The organism is Streptomyces sp. SID1328 (assembly GCF_009865595.1).
GTDB lineage: Bacteria > Actinomycetota > Actinomycetes > Streptomycetales > Streptomycetaceae > Streptomyces > Streptomyces griseoluteus.
Map to the genome: position 1 here is coordinate 1 of NZ_WWKH01000782.1, position 17,814 is coordinate 17,814.

The following is a 17,814-nucleotide window of genomic DNA, read 5'->3' on the forward strand; positions in this document are numbered from 1 at the left end:
TTCCGACTCTATCAGATCCTTTCGGCGTCTGATTCCCAGTCAGAGGGGGTCGTCTTCCCGGCCCGCTGGGCCGTTCCGACGTCTCAAACCTTAGCGGATCATCCCCGGCAGTTCCTAATCGGGCCGCCGGTTCCCATTCGAATTGAATTCGGACGTGCCGAAAGCAATCCCGAGCGGGAGAGTCGAGCTGGAGGTTGAGTGCCGCTTGCGCGGCGAGGTGCCACCGCGGAACCGTTACAGCTCCGGGGCAGACCAAGGACTCTACGGATCGGCCATGGGGGTGTCAACCCGCCCTGTCAAGATTTTTTCGAGCGGGTGTTCCCCCGCCGACGCGACTGGGGGCCCCTCGACCGGTGTCGAGGGGCCCCCAGTGCAGGTCAGCACGTCGTGGATCAGACCTCGACGACGACCGGGAGGATCATCGGGCGCCGGCGGTAGGTGTCCGAGACCCACTTGCCGAGCGTCCGCCGGATGAGCTGCTGGAGCTGGTGGGGCTCCACGACGCCGTCCTGGGCGGACCGCTCCAGCGACTCCGTGATCTTCGGGAGGACGTCGGCGAAGGCACCGTCGTCGATGCCGGAGCCGCGGGCCTGGATGTGCGGGCCACCCGTGATCTTGCCGGTGGACGCGTCCATCACCACGAAGACCGAGATGATGCCCTCGTCGCCGAGGATCTTGCGGTCCTTCAGCGCGGGCTCGCGCACATCGCCGACCGAGAGGCCGTCGACGTAGACGTAACCGGCCTGGACCTTGCCCGCGATCTTCGCCTTGCCCTCGACCAGGTCGACGACGACGCCGTCCTCTGCGATGACGATCCGGTCGTGCGGGACGCCGGTCGCGGCGCCCAGCTCTGCGTTGGCGCGCAGGTGGCGCCATTCGCCGTGGACCGGCATGAGGTTCTTCGGGCGGCAGATGTTGTAGAAGTACAGCAGCTCGCCCGCGGACGCGTGGCCCGAGACGTGCACCTTGGCGTTGCCCTTGTGCACGACGTTGGCGCCCCAGCGGGTGAGGCCGTTGATCACGCGGTAGACCGCGTTCTCGTTGCCCGGGATGAGGGACGAGGCCAGGATGACCGTGTCGCCCTCGACGATGCGGATCTGGTGGTCCCGGTTGGCCATGCGGGACAGAGCCGCCATCGGCTCCCCCTGGGAGCCCGTGCAGACCAGGACGACCTTCTCGGCCGGCAGGTCGTCGAGCTGCTTGACGTCGACGACCAGGCCCGGCGGGACCTTCAGGTAGCCGAGGTCGCGCGCGATGCCCATGTTGCGGACCATGGAGCGGCCGACGAAGGCGACCTTGCGGCCGTACTTGTGGGCGGTGTCCAGGATTTGCTGGATGCGGTGCACATGGCTGGCGAAGCTCGCCACGATGATGCGGCTGTGCGCGCCCGCGAAGACGTTGTCCAGCACGTTGGAGATGTCGCGCTCGGGCGGGACGAAGCCGGGTACCTCGGCGTTAGTGGAGTCCGAGAGGAGGAGGTCGATGCCCTCCTCGCTCAGCCGCGCGAAGGCGTGCAGGTCGGTGAGCCGGCCGTCCAGCGGGAGCTGGTCCATCTTGAAGTCGCCGGTGTGCACGACCATGCCGGCCGGGGTGCGGATGGCGACCGCGAGGGCGTCCGGGATGGAGTGGTTGACCGCGACGAACTCGAGGTCGAAGGGGCCGACCCGCTCACGGTCGCCCGCCTCCACCTCCAGGGTGTACGGGCGGATGCGGTGCTCCTGGAGCTTGGCCTCGATCAGCGCGAGGGTCAGCTTGGAGCCGATCAGCGGGATGTCGGGCTTCTCGCGCAGCAGGTAGGGAACCGCGCCGATGTGGTCCTCGTGGCCGTGCGTGAGGACGATGCCCTCGATGTCGTCGAGGCGGTCCCGGATGGACGAGAAGTCCGGCAGGATCAGGTCGATCCCGGGCTGCTCCTCCTCGGGGAAGAGCACGCCGCAGTCGACGATCAGCAGGCGGCCGTCGTACTCGAAGACCGTCATGTTCCGGCCGATCTCACCGAGGCCGCCGAGGGGGGTGACGCGCAGGCCGCCCTTGGCGAGCGGCGGCGGCGGGGCCAGTTCAGGGTGCGGATGACTCAAAAGACTCTCCTGACCACACGCGCCACGTACCGATGGGCACGTGGCGCGCATGACGTTCAGTGCGTGCGGTTGTCGTAAGGGGGGCGGGACGCCGGTGCGCCCGCTGTGCTGTTGTGTACTGCGGTTGTGTGGCTCGGATGGTGCTGAAGTCTGTTGTCAGAGCTGTACCCCGCCGGCAGCAAGATCGATCTTGAGCTGGGCGATCTCCTCGGGGGAGCACTCGACCATGGGAGCCCGCAGCGGACCGGCGGGCAGGCCCAGCAGGTCGAGCGCGGCCTTGGTGGTCATGACGCCCTGGGTCCGGAAGACGCCGGTGTACACCGGGAGCAGCTTCTGGTGGATCTCGGCGGCCTTGACGACGTCGCCCGAGGTGTAGGCGTCCACGAGGGCACGCAGGTCGGGGGCGACGAGGTGGCCGACGACGGAGACGAAGCCGACGGCGCCGACGGAGAGCAGGGGGAGGTTCAGCATGTCGTCGCCGGAGTACCAGGCGAGGCCGGAGCGGGCGATGGCCCAGCTGGCGCGGCCGAGGTCGCCCTTGGCGTCCTTGTTGGCGACGATCCGGGGGTGCTCCGCGAGGCGGACCAGGGTCTCGGTGCTGATCGGGACGCCGCTGCGGCCGGGGATGTCGTAGAGCATCACCGGGAGGCCGGTGTTGTCGGCGACGGCCGTGAAGTGGCGGTACAAACCCTCCTGCGGAGGCTTGTTGTAGTACGGCGTGACGACCAGCAGGCCGTGTGCGCCGTCGTGTTCGGCCTGGCGGGCCAGTTCGAGGGTGTGGTGGGTGTCGTTGGTGCCGACTCCGGCCACGACGCGGGCGCGGTCGCCGACCGCTTCCACTACGGCTCGTACGAGGTCCGATTTCTCCGCGTCGCTGGTGGTGGGTGACTCGCCGGTGGTGCCGTTGACGATCAGGCCGTCGTTGCCTGCGTCCACCAGGTGGGCGGCGAGCCGCTGCGCGCCGTCGAGGTCGAGTGCGCCGTCCGCCGTGAAGGGCGTGACCATGGCGGTGAGGACCCGCCCGAAGGGGGTCTGCGGAGTCGAGGTCGGAGCCATGGGTGACACGCTACTCGGTACTCGATCCATGGTCTGCCCGTGGGGTGTCGGGAAAGTCAGGACAAACGCGGGTCAACTCCCGGTCAACAAGGAGCCCGGCACTGCCTGCTCGGGGGTTCAAGCAGTGCCGGGTCCGTTTGATCAGGCTAGATGAACTTCTCTAAATGCCGCAATACGGACACTTCGGGAGGCTGATCCGTACATCCGTTCCGCGCGGGGGAACAGGGTTACGGGGCGACGCGGCCGTTGGCGTTGAAGGCGGCGTAGGTGAGCGGCATCAGACGGGCCCACTCGGCCTCCATCTTCTCGCCCACCATCTCGATCTCCCGCTGCGGGAAGGACGGCACCTTGGCCAGCTCGTGCTGGGTGCGCAGGCCCAGGAAGTGCATCAGGGAGCGGGCGTTGCAGGTGGCGTACATCGAGGAGTACAAGCCGACCGGGAGGGCCGCACGGGCGACCTCGCGGGCGACGCCCTCGGCGAGGAGCTTCTGGTACGCGGTGTACGCCTGCTCGTAGGACTCCGTGAGGGTGTCGCGCACCGCGTCGTACTGGGCGGGGCTGCCCTCGACGAACACGTACTTGCCCGGGCGGCCCTCCTGGACCAGCTTGCGGGACGTGTCGGGGACGTAGAAGACCGGCTGCAGCTCCCGGTAGCGGCCCGATTCCTCGTTGTAGGACCAGCCCACGCGGTGCCGCATGAACTCGCGGAAGACGAAGATCGGGGCGCTGATGAGGAAGGTCATCGAGTTGTGCTCGAACGGGCTTCCGTGCCGGTCCCGCACCAGGTAGTTGATGAGGCCCTTGGAGCGCTCGGGGTCCTTCTGGAGCTCGTCCAGGGACTGCTCACCCAGGGTGGAGACACGGGCGGCGAAGAGGACGTCGCTGTCGGAGGCGCTGGATTTCACCAGTTCGACGGTGACGTCGCTACGGAGCGTGAGCGGCTCGGGGGTGGTCACAAAGGTCCTTCCATCACTTCTGCGGTTTGCAGCCACCATACGGGGCACGCGCACCGGTCAGAGCACCACCTCACCTCAAAAATCGCATCCAGCGGTTTTCCGGACATGGGCACCTTTCGGGTCACTCCGTCGTCTGAAGGGGTGAGGTCGCAGACCCCCCGGAAGGAGACCCACCCCAGATGTTCCGTCGTCGTGAGCCCGTGCCCTTCGCCTTCATCGCCGAGGCCGACAGGTTCCGCGGCAATGTCACTCCCCCGCCCCCCGAGCGCGCATCCCGCGGTGAGCGGGCCGGGCGGTCGCTGCTCGTGCTGACCCTGGTCGCCGGGATAGTGGGCGCGCTGATAGTGGGCATGCCCGCGCTGTCCACTCCGTCCGCGCCGCCGGCCGGTCAGTCGCAGGCGGCTCCGGGTCACTGACCCTTGTGGCCGCCCACGGCTGGTGAGCCCCGCCACAGGCGGATAACCTCACCGGGCACAAGCCCGTGCGAGGACCTTGCGAGGAACAGCCGTGCCCCTGCCCTTCCTGACGGCCGACCGCACTTTCGAGGCGGCCGACGACAGCTCGCTGCCCTGTGACGACCGGGACCGCTGGCGGCGCCCGTACCGTCCCGGCCCGTGGCGGGTGGGCGGGGCGGCGCTGGGGCTGCTGTTCTCCTCGTTCGTGCTGTTCGGGGCCGTGCTGACCGCTCTGACCGGCACCACGACCTCCGCCGGCATCACCTTCGTGCTCACAGCGGCGATCGTCGTCTGTGCGCTGCGGGTACTGCGCATGGGCGTCTGGGTCAGCCCGCGCGGCCTGCGCCAGGTCGGCTTCCTGGTGACGCGCACAGTGCCCTGGGAGCGTGTGGTCTCACTGCGGACGGCCCAGCAGCCGGTGCGCTGGCTGGGCCTGCCCCGCACGGTCCAGGGACAGGCGCTGACGCTGGTCCGCGACGACCGCGCACCCGACGACACGCCCCCGCTGCTGACCACGCACTCGCTGGACTTCCTGAACCGCCCCGCCGGGTTCGACCGGGCCTCGGACACGATCGAGGCATGGGCCGCGGAGTACCGGCGAGGCTGAGGGGTCAGGCAGGGATGTGGCGGCCGTCGTGCAGGGCGATGGCACGCTGCATCGTCTTGCGGGCGCGCGGGGTGTCGCGGGCGTCGTGATAGGCGACGGCGAGCCGGAACCAGGTCCGCCAGTCGTCCGGGGCGGCTTCGGTCTCGGCCTTGCGCCGGGCGAACACCTCGTCGGCCGAGTCGCGGTCGATCCGGCCGTCCGGGGTACGGCGCAGCTCGTCGACGGGCAGGCCGCCCTCGGCCTCCAGCTCGGCGGCGAGCTGGTTGGCCCGGCGGACGAACTGGGTGTTCTTCCAGAGGAACCAGACGCCGATGACCGGCAGGATCAGCACCGCCACGCCGAAGGTGACGGTGAGGAGCGTGCCGGACTGGATGAGCATCACGCCCCGGCTGCCGACCAGGACGAAGTAGAAGACCAGGACGGCGGCCGTGACGAGGTAGGTGATCTTCGCGCGCATGAGGTGGGGGTACTCAGCCCAGGTCCAGGAAGTTCTCGAGGCCGAAGGTGAGGCCCGGAGCGGACCCCACCCGGCGCACACCGAGCAGGATGCCCGGCATGAAGCTGCTGTGGTGCAGCGAGTCGTGGCGGAGGGTGAGGGTCTCGCCCTCGCCGCCCAGCAGGACCTCCTGGTGGGCCAGGAGGCCGCGCAGCCGGACCGCGTGCACGGGCACCCCGTCCACGTCGGCGCCCCGGGCTCCGTCCAGCGCGGTGACCGTGGCGTCCGGGGCCTCGGCGGTGCCGGCCTTGCGGCGGGCCTCGGCGATGAGCTGGGCGGTGCGGGTGGCGGTGCCGGAGGGGGCGTCCACCTTGTTGGGGTGGTGCAGCTCGACGACCTCGACGGACTCGAACCAGGGTGCGGCGATCTGCGCGAACTTCATGGTGAGGACGGCGCCGATGGAGAAGTTCGGGGCGATGAGCACGCCCGTCTCCGGGGACTGGTCGAGCCAGCCCTTCAGCTGCGCGAGGCGTTCGTCGGTCCAGCCGGTGGTGCCGACGACCGCGTGGACGCCGTGGCGCACGCAGAAGTCGAGATTGCCCATGACCGAGGCCGGGGTGGTGAGGTCGACGGCGACCTGGGCGCCGGCGTCCACCAGCGTCTCCAGCTTGTCACCCCGGCCGAGGGAGGCGACCAGCTCCATGTCCTCGGCGGCCTCGACGGCCCGTACCGCCTCGGACCCGATACGGCCGCCTCCGCCGAGGACCGCTACGCGCAGCTTGCTCATCTCTTCGTTTCCTTACCGCAGTTGAGGGGCTGGGGGTCAGGCGACCGCGTCGTCGAGCCGGGCGGCCTGCTTGTCCTTCAGCGGGCCTATGACCGACAGCGACGGGCGCTGTCCCAGGATGTCGCGGGCGACGGCACGGACCTCGTCCGGGGTCACCGCGGCGATCCGGGCCAGCATGTCGTCAACCGACATGTGGTCGCCCCAGCACAGCTCGCTCTTGCCGATACGGTTCATCAGCGCGCCGGTGTCCTCCAGGCCCAGGACGGTGGCGCCCTTCATCTGGCCGATGGCCCGGTTGATCTCGTCGTCGCTGAGACCGTTCGCGGCGACCTGGTCCAGCTCGTCCCGGCAGATCTTCAGCACGTCGTGCACCTGGCTCGGGCGGCAGCCCGCGTACACCCCGAACAGACCGCAGTCGGCGAAGTTCGAGGTGTAGGAGTACACGCTGTAGGCCAGGCCGCGCTTCTCCCGGACCTCCTGGAAGAGCCGGGAGGACATGCCGCCGCCGAGGGCGGTGTTGAGCACGCCCATGGCCCAGCGGCGGTCGTCGGTGCGGGCGATGCCGGGCATGCCGAGGATGACATGGGCCTGCTCGGTCTTGCGGCCGACCAGTTCGACGCGGCCCGCGGTGCGGATGGTGCGGCTGCCCTCGCGCGGGGCGATGGGCTGGGCGCCGTTGTCCCGCAGCGCGCCCGACTTCTCGAAGGCGGCACGGACCTGTCGGACGACCTTGGCGTGGTCGATGTTGCCGGCGGCCGCGACGACCAGGTGGGTCGGGTCGTAGTGCTTCTTGTAGAAGCGGCGGATGCGGTCGGCGGTGAGGGCGTTGACGGTGTCGACCGTGCCGAGGACAGGACGGCCCAGCGCGCTGTCGCCGAACATGGTGTGCGCGAACAGGTCGTGCACGCAGTCGCCGGCGTCGTCCTCGGTCATGGCGATCTCTTCGAGGATCGCGCCGCGTTCGACGTCGACGTCCTCCTCGCGGATCAGCGAGCCGGTCAGCATGTCGCACACCACGTCGATGGCGAGCGGCAGGTCGGTGTCGAGCACGCGTGCGTAGTAGCACGTGTACTCCTTGGCCGTGAACGCGTTCATCTCGCCGCCGACGGCGTCGACGGCGGCGGAGATGTCGAGGGCGGAGCGCTTGTCGGTGCCCTTGAAGAGCAGGTGCTCCAGGTAGTGCGTGGCGCCGTTCAGCGCGGGGGTCTCGTCACGGGAGCCGACGTGCGCCCAGATGCCGAAGGTGGCCGAGCGCACGGAGGGCAGCGTCTCGGTGACGATGCGCAGGCCGCCGGGGAGGGTGGTCCTGCGGACGGTGCCGATGCCGTTCATGCCCTTGATGAGGGTTTGGGTACGGGCGACGGCCCGCGCCTCCGAGGAGGTGCGGGCCGTCGCCTTGAAGCTACGGGACGTCACTGGTCGGCGTCGTCCTTCTTGTCGTCCGAGCCGTCCTCGCCCTCGATCACGGGGATGAGGGAGAGCTTGCCGCGGGAGTCGATCTCGGCGATCTCGACCTGGACCTTCTGGCCCACACCGAGGACGTCCTCGACGTTCTCCACGCGCTTGCCGCCGGCGAGCTTGCGGATCTGCGAGATGTGCAGCAGACCGTCCTTGCCGGGGAGCAGGGAGACGAACGCGCCGAAGGTGGTGGTCTTCACGACCGTACCCAGGTAGCGCTCGCCGACCTCGGGCATCGTCGGGTTGGCGATGCCGTTGATCGTGGCGCGGGCGGCCTCGGCGGACGGTCCGTCCACCGCGCCGATGTAGATCGTGCCGTCGTCCTCGATCGTGATGTCGGCGCCCGTGTCCTCCTGGATCTGGTTGATCATCTTGCCCTTGGGGCCGATGACCTCACCGATCTTGTCGACCGGGATCTTGACGGTGATGATCCGCGGGGCGTTCGGGGACATCTCGTCGGGCCGGTCGATGGCCTCCATCATCACGTCGAGGATGTGGAGACGGGCGTCGCGGGCCTGCTTGAGGGCCGCGGCCAGGACCGACGCCGGGATGCCGTCCAGCTTGGTGTCGAGCTGGAGGGCGGTCACGAAGTCCTTGGTGCCGGCGACCTTGAAGTCCATGTCGCCGAAGGCGTCCTCCGCACCGAGGATGTCGGTGAGGGTGACGTAGTGCGTCTCGCCGTCGGCCTGCTCGGAGATCAGGCCCATGGCGATACCGGCGACGGGGGCCTTGAGCGGCACACCGGCGTTCAGCAGCGACATGGTGGAGGCGCAGACCGAGCCCATGGACGTCGAACCGTTGGAGCCGAGGGCCTCGGACACCTGGCGGATCGCGTAGGGGAACTCCTCGCGCGTCGGCAGCACCGGCACGAGGGCGCGCTCGGCGAGGGCGCCGTGGCCGATCTCGCGGCGCTTCGGGGAGCCGACGCGGCCGGTCTCGCCGACGGAGTACGGCGGGAAGTTGTAGTTGTGCATGTAGCGCTTGCGCGTCACCGGGGAGAGGGTGTCGAGCTGCTGCTCCATGCGGAGCATGTTCAGGGTGGTGATGCCCAGGATCTGGGTCTCGCCACGCTCGAACAGCGCCGAACCGTGCACGCGCGGGATGGCCTCGACCTCGGCGGCGAGCGTACGGATGTCCGTGACGCCGCGGCCGTCGATGCGCTTCTTCTCCTTGATCACACGCTCGCGGACCAGCTGCTTGGTCAGCGCGCGGTAAGCGGCGGAGATCTCCTTCTCGCGGCCCTCGAACTCCGGCAGGAGCTTCTCGGCGGCCAGAGCCTTGACGCGGTCCAGCTCGGCCTCGCGCTCCTGCTTGCCGGCGATGGTGAGCGCCTGGGCAAGCTCGGGCTGCACGGCCTTCTTCAGCGCCTGGTACACGTCGTCCTGGTAGTCCAGGAAGATCGGGAACTCGCCTTCGGGCTTGGCGGCCTTGGAGGCGAGGTCGGCCTGGGCGCGGCAGAGGACCTTGATGAAGGGCTTGGCGGCCTCGAGACCGGCGGCCACGATCTCCTCGGTGGGCGCCTCGGCGCCGCCCTCGACCAGCTTGATCGTCTGGTCGGTGGCCTCGGCCTCGACCATCATGATCGCGACGTCGCCGTCCTCCAGGACGCGGCCGGCGACCACCATGTCGAAGACGGCGTCCTCGAGCTCGGTGTGCGTCGGGAACGCGACCCACTGGCCGCGGATCAGCGCGACGCGGACGCCGCCGATCGGGCCGGAGAAGGGCAGGCCGGCGAGCTGGGTCGACGCGGACGCGGCGTTGATCGCCACGACGTCGTACAGGTGGTCCGGGTTGAGCGCCATGATGGTGGCGACGACCTGGATCTCGTTGCGCAGGCCCTTCTTGAAGGACGGGCGCAGCGGGCGGTCGATCAGGCGGCAGGTGAGGATCGCGTCCTCGGAGGGGCGGCCCTCACGGCGGAAGAAGCTGCCGGGGATCTTGCCGGCGGCGTACATCCGCTCCTCGACGTCCACCGTGAGGGGGAAGAAGTCGAGCTGGTCCTTGGGGGTCTTGGAGGCGGTGGTGGCCGACAGCACCATGGTGTCGTCGTCCAGGTACGCCACGGCGGAGCCGGCGGCCTGCTTGGCCAGGCGGCCCGTCTCGAAGCGGATGGTGCGGGTGCCGAAGGAACCGTTGTCGATGACGGCCTCGGCGTAGTGGGTCTCGTTCTCCACTAGCGTTCTCTCCTCGTCTTCGTCCCGCTCGCCCGTGTGGCGGGGGGACGGTGGTGGGAGAAGCGCTCCGTCTGGTGCGGGCCGGTCTTCGATCGAAGCACCCAGGGGCTCTCGTCCCCCCTGGGGGCCACTACCGAGGACCGGCGGCGGCGCGGTGCGCGTCTCCTCGTTCTGTGTCGTACGTGATGCGTTTGCCAACACCCTACAAAGGGGGAGTGACAGTCCGCACGTTTCCGCACCTACAGCGGGTACGGGCGGTGGGCCCGTACAGCCAAAAAAGGAGCGGCTCCCGACAGCTCGGGAACCGCTCCCTCATGGCGACTTACTTGGCGCCGGCCGCACCGCGGCGGATGCCGAGGCGGTCGACCAGGGCGCGGAAGCGCTGGATGTCCTTCTTGGCCAGGTACTGCAGCAGGCGACGGCGCTGACCGACCAGGATCAGCAGACCCCGGCGGGAGTGGTGGTCGTGCTTGTGGGCCTTGAGGTGCTCGGTCAGGTCGGAGATCCGGCGCGACAGCATGGCGACCTGGACCTCGGGGGAGCCGGTGTCGCCTTCCTTCTGGCCGAACTCGGCGATGATCTGCTTCTTCGTAGCGGCGTCGAGAGACACTCGTACTCCTCATGGTGGTTGCCACCGAGTGCCCCCGGTCTGAATCTCGGGGGAGCTTCCGTTACTCGGGAGGCGGGGACTCGCTGAGCGCGGCCTCCAGAGCGGGTGCTCCGGGGGTGCGTACACGAACGGCCGTCACTCAGGGTACCAGGGCCCTCCGGGGCCTCTTCACGGCACCTAGCCGACCATCGAGCGTACGTCCGCGAGGACGCCGAGGGTGGCGAGGCACAGGGGGGCCAGAGCGAGCAGGACGGCGCCCTCGGCGAGGTCGAGGAAGCGGCCCCAGAAGGGGGAGAGGCCCTTGGCGGGGACGATCAGACCGATCGCGGTGATCAGTACGGCGCCCGCGGCGACGGCCGCCGTCAGCCAGGCGGTGCGCAGGTCGAGGGCGCCGCGGTCCTGGTGGAGCACGAAGTCGGTCAGGGCCGCGTGGGGCGGGTTGAGGGCGAGGCCGAGCAGCAGCAGCGCGACGGCGGCGAGGCCGGCGACCAGGACGCAGGACACCTGGGCGGTGTACCGGAACAGCCGCGCGCGGATCAGCATGGCGAGGCCGGTGGTGAGCGCGAGGAGCTGGCCCCAGACGTTGTCGCAGAAGCCGAGGACGGCGGCGGAGGCGACGACCAGGGCCGCCGTGCCGCCGACCAGGCCGAGCAGCATCTCGTGCCCGCGCCGGGCCTGGGCGGCGACGAGGTCGGCGTCGAGGGGTTCGGCGTCGGCGCCCTGCGCGGTGTCCGGGTCGAAGGCGTCGTCGGTGGCGGAGTGCGGCGAGGCGTAGCCGATGGGCAGCCGGGCGAAGCGGGCGGAGAGGCCGGGCAGGAAGGCGACCAGGCCGATGGCGACAGGGGCGCACACGGCGGCGGTCGCGGTGGCGGAGGCGTCGGCGAGCAGGGCCACGAAGGTGGCGACGGTGCCGACGGTCGCCAGGAAGGAGGCGGCGACGAAGGGCGCGTCCCCGCCGGGGGTGAGCGCCACCAGGACGACCGAGGCGATGAGTACGGCCACGCAGCCGAGCATGAACTGGAGCTTGCCCGGTCCCTGGGCGGCCGGTGCGCCGATGACCCCGGAACCGGCGATCATCAGCAGCGGCAGCGCGCCGAGGCCCACGGCGACGGCCGCGCCCCGGTCGCCGTACACCCGCGCGCGGACCCCGGCGAAGGCGGTGAGGAGCACGCCGAGGCCGCCGGCGATGATGCCGGGCAGGCCGTGCATGTCATGGCGTACGGGGTCGGCGTACCAGAGGACGAAGCCGGTCAGCAGGATCAGCAGGGCGCCGCCCGCGAGTCCGGCGACGCGCAGCAGGTCCTCGCTCCACAGGTGCCGGTCGCGGACGACGGCGGAGGCGACGGCGTCGGAGACGTCGTCGTAGACGGCGGGCGGCAGGGACTCGGCGAAGGGGCGCAGGCTCAGCACCTCGCCGTCCAGGACGCCCTCGTCGGCGAGGGTGCGGGCGCTGTCGAGCACGCGGCCGTCGCGGCGGACCAGGTGGTAGCCGGCCGGGGTGCCGACCTCCTGGGTCTGGCCGGTCAGCCGCAGTATCTCCGGGTAGATGTCGGCCACGGCGATATCCACCGGAAGCGCCACGTCGATGCGGCTGTCGGGTGCCACGACCGTGACCCTGCTGAATCCCGTCGCCGCTGTCGTAGTCACCTTCACAGACCCCCTGTTCGCGGATGCGCACGCTGCGGGCGTCACCCTACCGGGGCCCGGTGTCAGTGGTGACCAGTAGGATCGCCGGCAAGCGGAGGACGACCGTCGCCACGGGGGTGCCGGTGATCAACCGATCGTCCGCGCAGGAGGATTGACGCTCCGGTGAGCCAGCTCGTCATCAAGCGCCCGCCTCGTGCGCTGCCGCCCGAAGTGCCCTCGGAAGAGGTGCAATTGGAGGCTCCTCCCGAGCTGCCGCGCGGGCAGCAGGAGGGCATGCTGATGCAGGTCCTGCCGACCCTCGGCATGGGCTCCTCCGTGGTGTTCTACTTCGCATCCCCGAACGCCCATCCGTTCATGCGGATCATGGGTGTGGTCATGCTCGTGTCCACGGCCGCGATGGTGGTGTCGCAGATCGTCCGGCACCGTCGCGGTACGCAAGGGCAAATGGCCGACGTTCGCCGTGACTACCTCCGTTACGTGGCCCAGACGCGGCGCACGGTACGCAGGACCGCCCTGCGCCAGCGGGACGCGCAGCTCTATCTGCACCCCGCCCCCGAGCAGTTGTGGTCGCTGGTCGCCGAGGGCAGCCGGGTGTGGGAACGGCGGGTGGCGGACGAGGACTTCGGGCAGGTCCGGATCGGCCTGGGCCCGCAGCAGCTGGCCACGCCCCTGATGGCGCCGCAGACCGCGCCGGTGGACGAGCTGGAGCCGCTGTGCGCGGGCGCCATGCAGCGTTTCCTGTCGGTGCACGGCCAGTTGGACGGCCTCCCGGTGGCGCTGTCGCTGCGCGCCTTCTACCACGTGACGGTCTCCGGCGACCCGCAGCGCGCCCAGTCCGCCGCGCGCGCCCTGGTGGCGCAGGCGACGACCCTGCACTCCCCCGACGACCTGATCGTGGCCGTGGTGGCCTCGCGGGGCGCGGCGGAGCGCTGGGACTGGACGAAGTGGCTGCCGCACTGCCAGTTGCCGGGCCAGTTCGACGGCGCGGGCACCCGCCGCCTGTTCAGCGACGACCTGGGTGAGCTGGAGCAGTTGCTGGCCGGGCGGCTGGAGGAGCGGCCCCGGTTCAGCCGCGGCGGCCAGCCACTGCTGGACCAGCCGCACATCCTGGTGGTGCTCGACGGCGGGATCGTGCCGCCGTCGTCGGCGTTCGCGGCCGCCGAGGGCCTCCAGGGCGTGACGATCGTGGAGGTCGTGTCCGGCGAGCTGGACACCCCGCGCGGTGACCTCTCCATCGTGGTACGCCCGGAGCGGCTGCGACTGGACTCCGGTGGTGACGTGGCCTTCGAGGGCACCCCTGACGGGCTGTCGCTGCCCGCCGCCGAGGCGCTGGCCCGCCAGCTCGCCCCCTTGCGGATGGGCGGCGGGGACGACGACGAACCGCTGCTGTCCAACCTGGACTTCACCGATCTGCTCGGCCTCGGGGACGCCGCCTCGGTGGACGTACGGCGCACCTGGCGGCCGCGCTCCATGTCGGAGCGGCTGCGGGTGCCGATCGGCGTCGGCGAGGACGGCCAGCCGGTGATGCTGGACCTGAAGGAGGCCGCGCAGGACGGCATGGGCCCGCACGGCCTGTGCGTGGGCGCCACCGGCTCCGGCAAGTCGGAGCTGCTGCGCACCCTGGTGCTGGGCCTCGCGGTCACGCACTCCTCGGAGACGCTGAACTTCGTCCTCGCGGACTTCAAGGGCGGCGCGACCTTCGCGGGCATGTCCCAGATGCCGCACGTCGCGGCCGTCATCACCAACCTCTCCGACGACCTCACCCTGGTCGACCGCATGGGTGACGCGATCCGGGGCGAACTCCAGCGCCGCCAGGAGCTGCTGCGGGCGGCGGGCAACTACGCCAACATCCACGACTACGAGAAGGCGCGCGCGGCCGGTGCCCCGCTGGAGCCGCTGGCCTCGCTCGTCCTGGTGATCGACGAGTTCAGTGAACTCCTCACCGCCAAGCCCGACTTCATCGACATGTTCATCCAGATCGGCCGTATCGGCCGTTCCCTGGGCGTGCATCTGCTCCTGGCCTCGCAGCGGTTGGAGGAAGGGCGGCTGCGCGGTCTGGACACGTATCTGTCGTACCGGGTCGGTCTGCGGACGTTCTCCGCGGCCGAGTCGCGGGCCGCGCTCGGGGTGCCGGACGCGTACCACCTGCCGTCGGTGCCCGGTTCCGGGTATCTGAAGTTCGGCACGGACGAGATGACGCGCTTCAAGGCGGCGTACGTCTCGGGCACGTACCGCGCGGGCGGTACCGAGGTCACCGGGGGCAGCGCGCCCCTGGAGCGCCGTCCGGCGCGGTTCACGGCGCTTCCGGTGCCGATGGCGTACGCGGCGCCCGATCCCGCCGAGGAGCGGGCGCGGGCCGCGTGCGCGGAGGACGACGCGCTGGCGGACACGGTGCTGGACGTGATCGTGCAGCGCCTCGACGGCCAGGGCGTGCCCGCGCACCAGGTGTGGCTGCCCCCGCTGGACGAGGCGCCCGCGCTGGACCACCTGCTGCCCGCGCTGTCGGTCTCGCCCGAGCGGGGTCTGCACGCGCCGGACTACCCGCGCGCGGGCGCGCTGACCGTGCCGCTGGGTCTGATCGACAAGCCCTTCGAGCAGAAGCGCGAGGTGCTCTACCGGGACTTCTCCGGCGCGGCCGGCCACATGATGGTCGTCGGTGGCCCCCAGTCCGGGAAGTCGACGCTGCTGCGCTCGCTGGTCGCCTCGTTCGCGCTGACCCACACCCCGCTGGAGACGCAGTTCTACTGCCTGGACTTCGGCGGTGGCGGTCTCTCCTCCCTGGCCGACCTCCCGCACGTGGGCGGGGTCGCGTCCCGGCTGGACCCGGAGCGGGTGCGCCGTACGGTCGCCGAGGTCGCGGGCATCCTCAACCGCCGCGAGCAGTTCTTCCGCACGAACGGCATCGACTCCGTCGCCACGTACCGCAGGCGCCGCGCGGCGGGCGAACTGCCGGGCGAGGCGTGGGGGGACGTGTTCCTGGTCATCGACGGCTGGGGCAATTTCAAGACGGAGTACGAGGGCCTGGAGGGTGTCGTCAACGACATCGCGGGCCGCGGTCTCGGCTACGGCATCCATGTCGTCGTCTCCGCGTCGCGCTACATGGAGGTCCGCGCGGCCCTCAAGGACCAGATCCTCAGCCGGCTCGAACTGCGGCTGGGTGACCCGATGGACTCCGAGTTCGACCGCAAGGTCGCGGTGAACGTCCCGGCGGGCGTGCCCGGCCGCGGCCAGGTCGCGGAGAAGCTGCACTTCATGACGGCGCTCCCCCGCATCGACGGCTCCTCGTCGGCGGGCGATCTGTCCGAGGCGACGGCCGCGCTGGTCCAGCGGGTCAAGGCCGGCTGGGAGGGTCCCGCCGCTCCGACCGTGCGTCTGCTGCCGCGCAAGCTGCCGGCCGACCAGCTTCCCAAGGGCTTCGAGTTCCCGCAGGCGGGCTTCGCGATCGGCATTGACGAGGCCAACCTGGAGCCGGTCTTCGTCGACCTGGACACCGACCCGTTCTTCTTGGTCTTCGGGGAGAGCGAGTCCGGCAAGACCAACCTGCTGCGGCTGATCGCCAAGCAGATCACCGAGCGGTACACCCCGGCCGAGGCCCGCATCGTCGTCGGCGACTACCGGCGCACCATGCTGGAGGCGGTCGGCGAGGAGCACCTGCTGGAGTACGCGCCGATGGCCTCGGCGATGCAGGTCCACATGGACGCGATCCGGCAGTTCATGGAGATGCGCGCGCCGAAGCCGGACATCACCCCGCAGCAGTTGCGCGACCGCAGCTGGTGGAGCGGTCCGCAGCTCTTCGTCATCATCGACGACTACGAGCTGGTGGCGACCAACTCCGGTAATCCGCTGAGTCAGTTGGTCGAGCACCTGCCGTTCGCGCGGGACGTCGGCGTGAAGTTCATCATCGCCCGCAGCCAGGCGGGTGCCTCGCGGGCGATGTACGAGTCGTTCATGCAGCGGGTTAAGGAGCTGGGCGCACAGGGCGTCGTTCTTTCGGGCGACCCCAGCGAGGGTGACATCCTCGGCACGGTACGGGCGCGTCCCATGCCGCCGGGGCGTGGCGTGTTCGTTTCCCGCAAGCGCGGAACGTCCCTTATTCAACTGGGGTTGCTTCCGCAACGCCACTAGAGTGATCGATGGAAACCACCCCCGTTCCTGCGTTCGGACGAGCGAAGGGACGGGGATGACACGGGGAGAACGGGGAGGCGGCTGAGGTGAGTTCGGACGGGGGCGGCAAGGTTCCCGACACGGGGACCGGCTTCGACACCCTGGCGGGGGTCAATCCGGCGATGGCGCTGGACATCCAGCACAACGCCATGAAGAGCTTCAAGAAGCGGGTCGACGCGCTGCTGGTCGAGCTGGACAAGTCGGAGGCGGCACCGGGCAAGGTCGGCGAGGACCGGCTGCCGCGGGCCCAGCTCGGGGCGGCCACCTTCAAGGAGGCGCAGTTCCTCCACGACTCGTACACCATCGTCCACGACGAGTTGGAGAACCTCTCCAAGGCCCTCAGCGCCCAGATCGAGAGCATGAGCCTCGCGGTCCACGCCTCCCGCGTGGGCTACGAGAACCTCGACGAGGACATCAAGGCGCGGATGCGGGCGGTGAACGCGGAGGCGGAGAAGTATTACGACGCGGCGCGGGATCCTTATGCGCGGCACAAGCAAGGACCGGGCGCGCCGAAGGCCGAGGGGACCCTCTGATGAGCGAACACAAGAACCGGCCCGAACCGAAGCTCGTGCGCACGGACTTCGAGTCCATGACCCATGAGCAGCTCGCCGCCATGCTTGAGTCCGCCGACATGGCGTCCGCGTCTCTCCTCTCCGTGAAGTTGTCCAAGGCCGCTACGACGATCAGCGAGATCGGCGACGGCCTGATGAAGCACGTCAAGGAACTGGAGTGGCAAGGCAAGGCCGGTGACGCGTTCCGGGACTGGGGTGGTCACACCGCCAGTGCCACGCTGCGACTCGGCCAGTATGCCGAGGCGGCGTCCGAGTGGATGGGGACGGTCTCCCAGGCCATCGCCGAGGCCAAGGTCTCTATGCCGGATGTCTCGGAGACGACACGGGCAAAGGCTGCTCTAGCGGACGCGCACAAGACGATCGATGTCGCGAAGCAGCCCGGAGTGCGCAACGACCCCGACGCCCGTAAGGCAGCCGCAACTGCTCATACCGACGCGACCATTGCCCAGGACAAGATCGACGCGACCCGCGAGGCCGCGATCCAGCAGATGCGGAAGTTGGCGGGAGCGTACGAGCATTCGGCTACGCAGGTGAACAGCCTGACGCCGCCTACGTTCGCCCCGGCGGCCGGACGGGGGGCTCCGGATGCCTGGTGGATCGATGACGAGGATTCAAACCTGAGCAAGGGCACCCATTACGCCGGGCAGAGCTCTTCGGGCGCGGCCGGTCCTACGGTTCCCACAGGCGGCTCTCGCAGTAGCAACCATCCTGCTGGGGTGCACCATGTTGCGGCAGCCACCGCCCTTGAAGGCACGGTGCATTCAGGACGCCATGTCCCTGGTCCTTCTGAGCCCGTATCTCTGAACATTGACAG

13 protein-coding genes and 1 pseudogene are annotated in these 17,814 nt (G+C 69.9%); 5 read left to right on the forward strand and 9 right to left on the reverse strand.

Features of this window, described 5'->3' with window-relative positions; genetic code table 11:
* Positions 1-392: 392 nt before the first annotated feature.
* The 3 genes from GT030_RS24780 to thyX form a co-directional block, all read right to left on the reverse strand.
* Positions 393-2,078 carry a ribonuclease J gene (locus GT030_RS24780; protein WP_161202996.1) on the reverse strand — a complete coding sequence of 562 codons (1,686 nt, stop codon included), beginning with the start codon at positions 2,076-2,078 and terminating at the stop codon, positions 393-395.
* 156 nt (positions 2,079-2,234) lie between these two features.
* Complete coding sequence (gene dapA, locus GT030_RS24785) at positions 2,235-3,134, reverse strand: 4-hydroxy-tetrahydrodipicolinate synthase (RefSeq protein ID WP_161202997.1); 900 nt, start codon at positions 3,132-3,134, stop codon at positions 2,235-2,237.
* A gap of 227 nt (positions 3,135-3,361) precedes the next feature.
* On the reverse strand, positions 3,362-4,090 hold the full coding sequence (thyX, locus tag GT030_RS24790; protein WP_161202998.1) for an FAD-dependent thymidylate synthase: 729 nt from the start codon (positions 4,088-4,090) through the stop codon (positions 3,362-3,364).
* 179 nt (positions 4,091-4,269) lie between these two features.
* On the opposite strand from thyX, the gene GT030_RS24795 reads away from it, so the two are divergent.
* Both GT030_RS24795 and GT030_RS24800 read left to right on the forward strand, forming a co-directional pair.
* The gene (locus GT030_RS24795; RefSeq protein WP_135790075.1) at positions 4,270-4,506 is read left to right on the forward strand and encodes a hypothetical protein; all 237 of its coding nucleotides are present in this window, start codon (positions 4,270-4,272) and stop codon (positions 4,504-4,506) included.
* A gap of 91 nt (positions 4,507-4,597) precedes the next feature.
* Positions 4,598-5,152: a hypothetical protein gene (locus GT030_RS24800; protein ID WP_161202999.1), complete on the forward strand. Its 555-nt coding sequence runs from the start codon at positions 4,598-4,600 to the stop codon at positions 5,150-5,152.
* 4 nt (positions 5,153-5,156) lie between these two features.
* Here GT030_RS24800 and GT030_RS24805 read toward each other — a convergent pair whose 3' ends face one another.
* From GT030_RS24805 to eccD, 6 genes are all read right to left on the reverse strand, one after another.
* A complete protein-coding gene (locus tag GT030_RS24805; RefSeq protein ID WP_161203000.1) occupies positions 5,157-5,609 on the reverse strand; it encodes a hypothetical protein in 453 nt (150 codons plus the stop codon).
* A 13-nt stretch (positions 5,610-5,622) separates the two neighbouring features.
* Positions 5,623-6,375: a 4-hydroxy-tetrahydrodipicolinate reductase gene (gene dapB, locus GT030_RS24810; protein WP_161203001.1), complete on the reverse strand. Its 753-nt coding sequence runs from the start codon at positions 6,373-6,375 to the stop codon at positions 5,623-5,625.
* A gap of 36 nt (positions 6,376-6,411) precedes the next feature.
* On the reverse strand, positions 6,412-7,791 hold the full coding sequence (locus GT030_RS24815; RefSeq protein WP_161203002.1) for a pitrilysin family protein: 1,380 nt from the start codon (positions 7,789-7,791) through the stop codon (positions 6,412-6,414).
* Complete coding sequence (locus tag GT030_RS24820) at positions 7,788-10,007, reverse strand: polyribonucleotide nucleotidyltransferase (protein ID WP_161203003.1); 2,220 nt, start codon at positions 10,005-10,007, stop codon at positions 7,788-7,790. Before GT030_RS24820 ends, GT030_RS24815 begins: the two co-directional genes overlap by 4 nt.
* 322 nt (positions 10,008-10,329) lie before the next feature.
* On the reverse strand, positions 10,330-10,617 hold the full coding sequence (gene rpsO, locus GT030_RS24825) for a 30S ribosomal protein S15 (protein ID WP_030816847.1): 288 nt from the start codon (positions 10,615-10,617) through the stop codon (positions 10,330-10,332).
* 177 nt (positions 10,618-10,794) lie between these two features.
* Positions 10,795-12,264, reverse strand: coding sequence for a type VII secretion integral membrane protein EccD (gene eccD, locus GT030_RS24830; RefSeq protein WP_161203004.1), 1,470 nt, complete (start codon positions 12,262-12,264; stop codon positions 10,795-10,797).
* Between the two features lie 162 nt (positions 12,265-12,426).
* Between eccD and eccCa the strand changes: the two genes are divergently transcribed.
* The 3 genes and pseudogenes from eccCa to GT030_RS24845 form a co-directional block, all read left to right on the forward strand.
* Entirely contained in the window at positions 12,427-16,389 is a 3,963-nt protein-coding gene (eccCa, locus tag GT030_RS24835; protein ID WP_161203005.1) for a type VII secretion protein EccCa, read from the forward strand.
* A gap of 86 nt (positions 16,390-16,475) precedes the next feature.
* On the forward strand, positions 16,476-16,961 hold the full coding sequence (locus tag GT030_RS24840; RefSeq protein ID WP_161203006.1) for a hypothetical protein: 486 nt from the start codon (positions 16,476-16,478) through the stop codon (positions 16,959-16,961).
* Positions 16,961-17,814: pseudogene (locus GT030_RS24845) on the forward strand (hypothetical protein); the annotation flags it as partial. The gene GT030_RS24840 and the pseudogene GT030_RS24845, both read left to right, overlap by 1 nt.

Coding starts and splice junctions, on each gene's coding strand:
- dapA (WP_161202997.1), bottom strand. CDS start 3,134: ATGGCTCCGACCTCGACTCCGCAGACCCCCTTCGGGCGGGTCCTCACC.
- GT030_RS24795 (WP_135790075.1), top strand. CDS start 4,270: ATGTTCCGTCGTCGTGAGCCCGTGCCCTTCGCCTTCATCGCCGAGGCC.
- GT030_RS24805 (WP_161203000.1), bottom strand. CDS start 5,609: ATGCGCGCGAAGATCACCTACCTCGTCACGGCCGCCGTCCTGGTCTTC.
- dapB (WP_161203001.1), bottom strand. CDS start 6,375: ATGAGCAAGCTGCGCGTAGCGGTCCTCGGCGGAGGCGGCCGTATCGGG.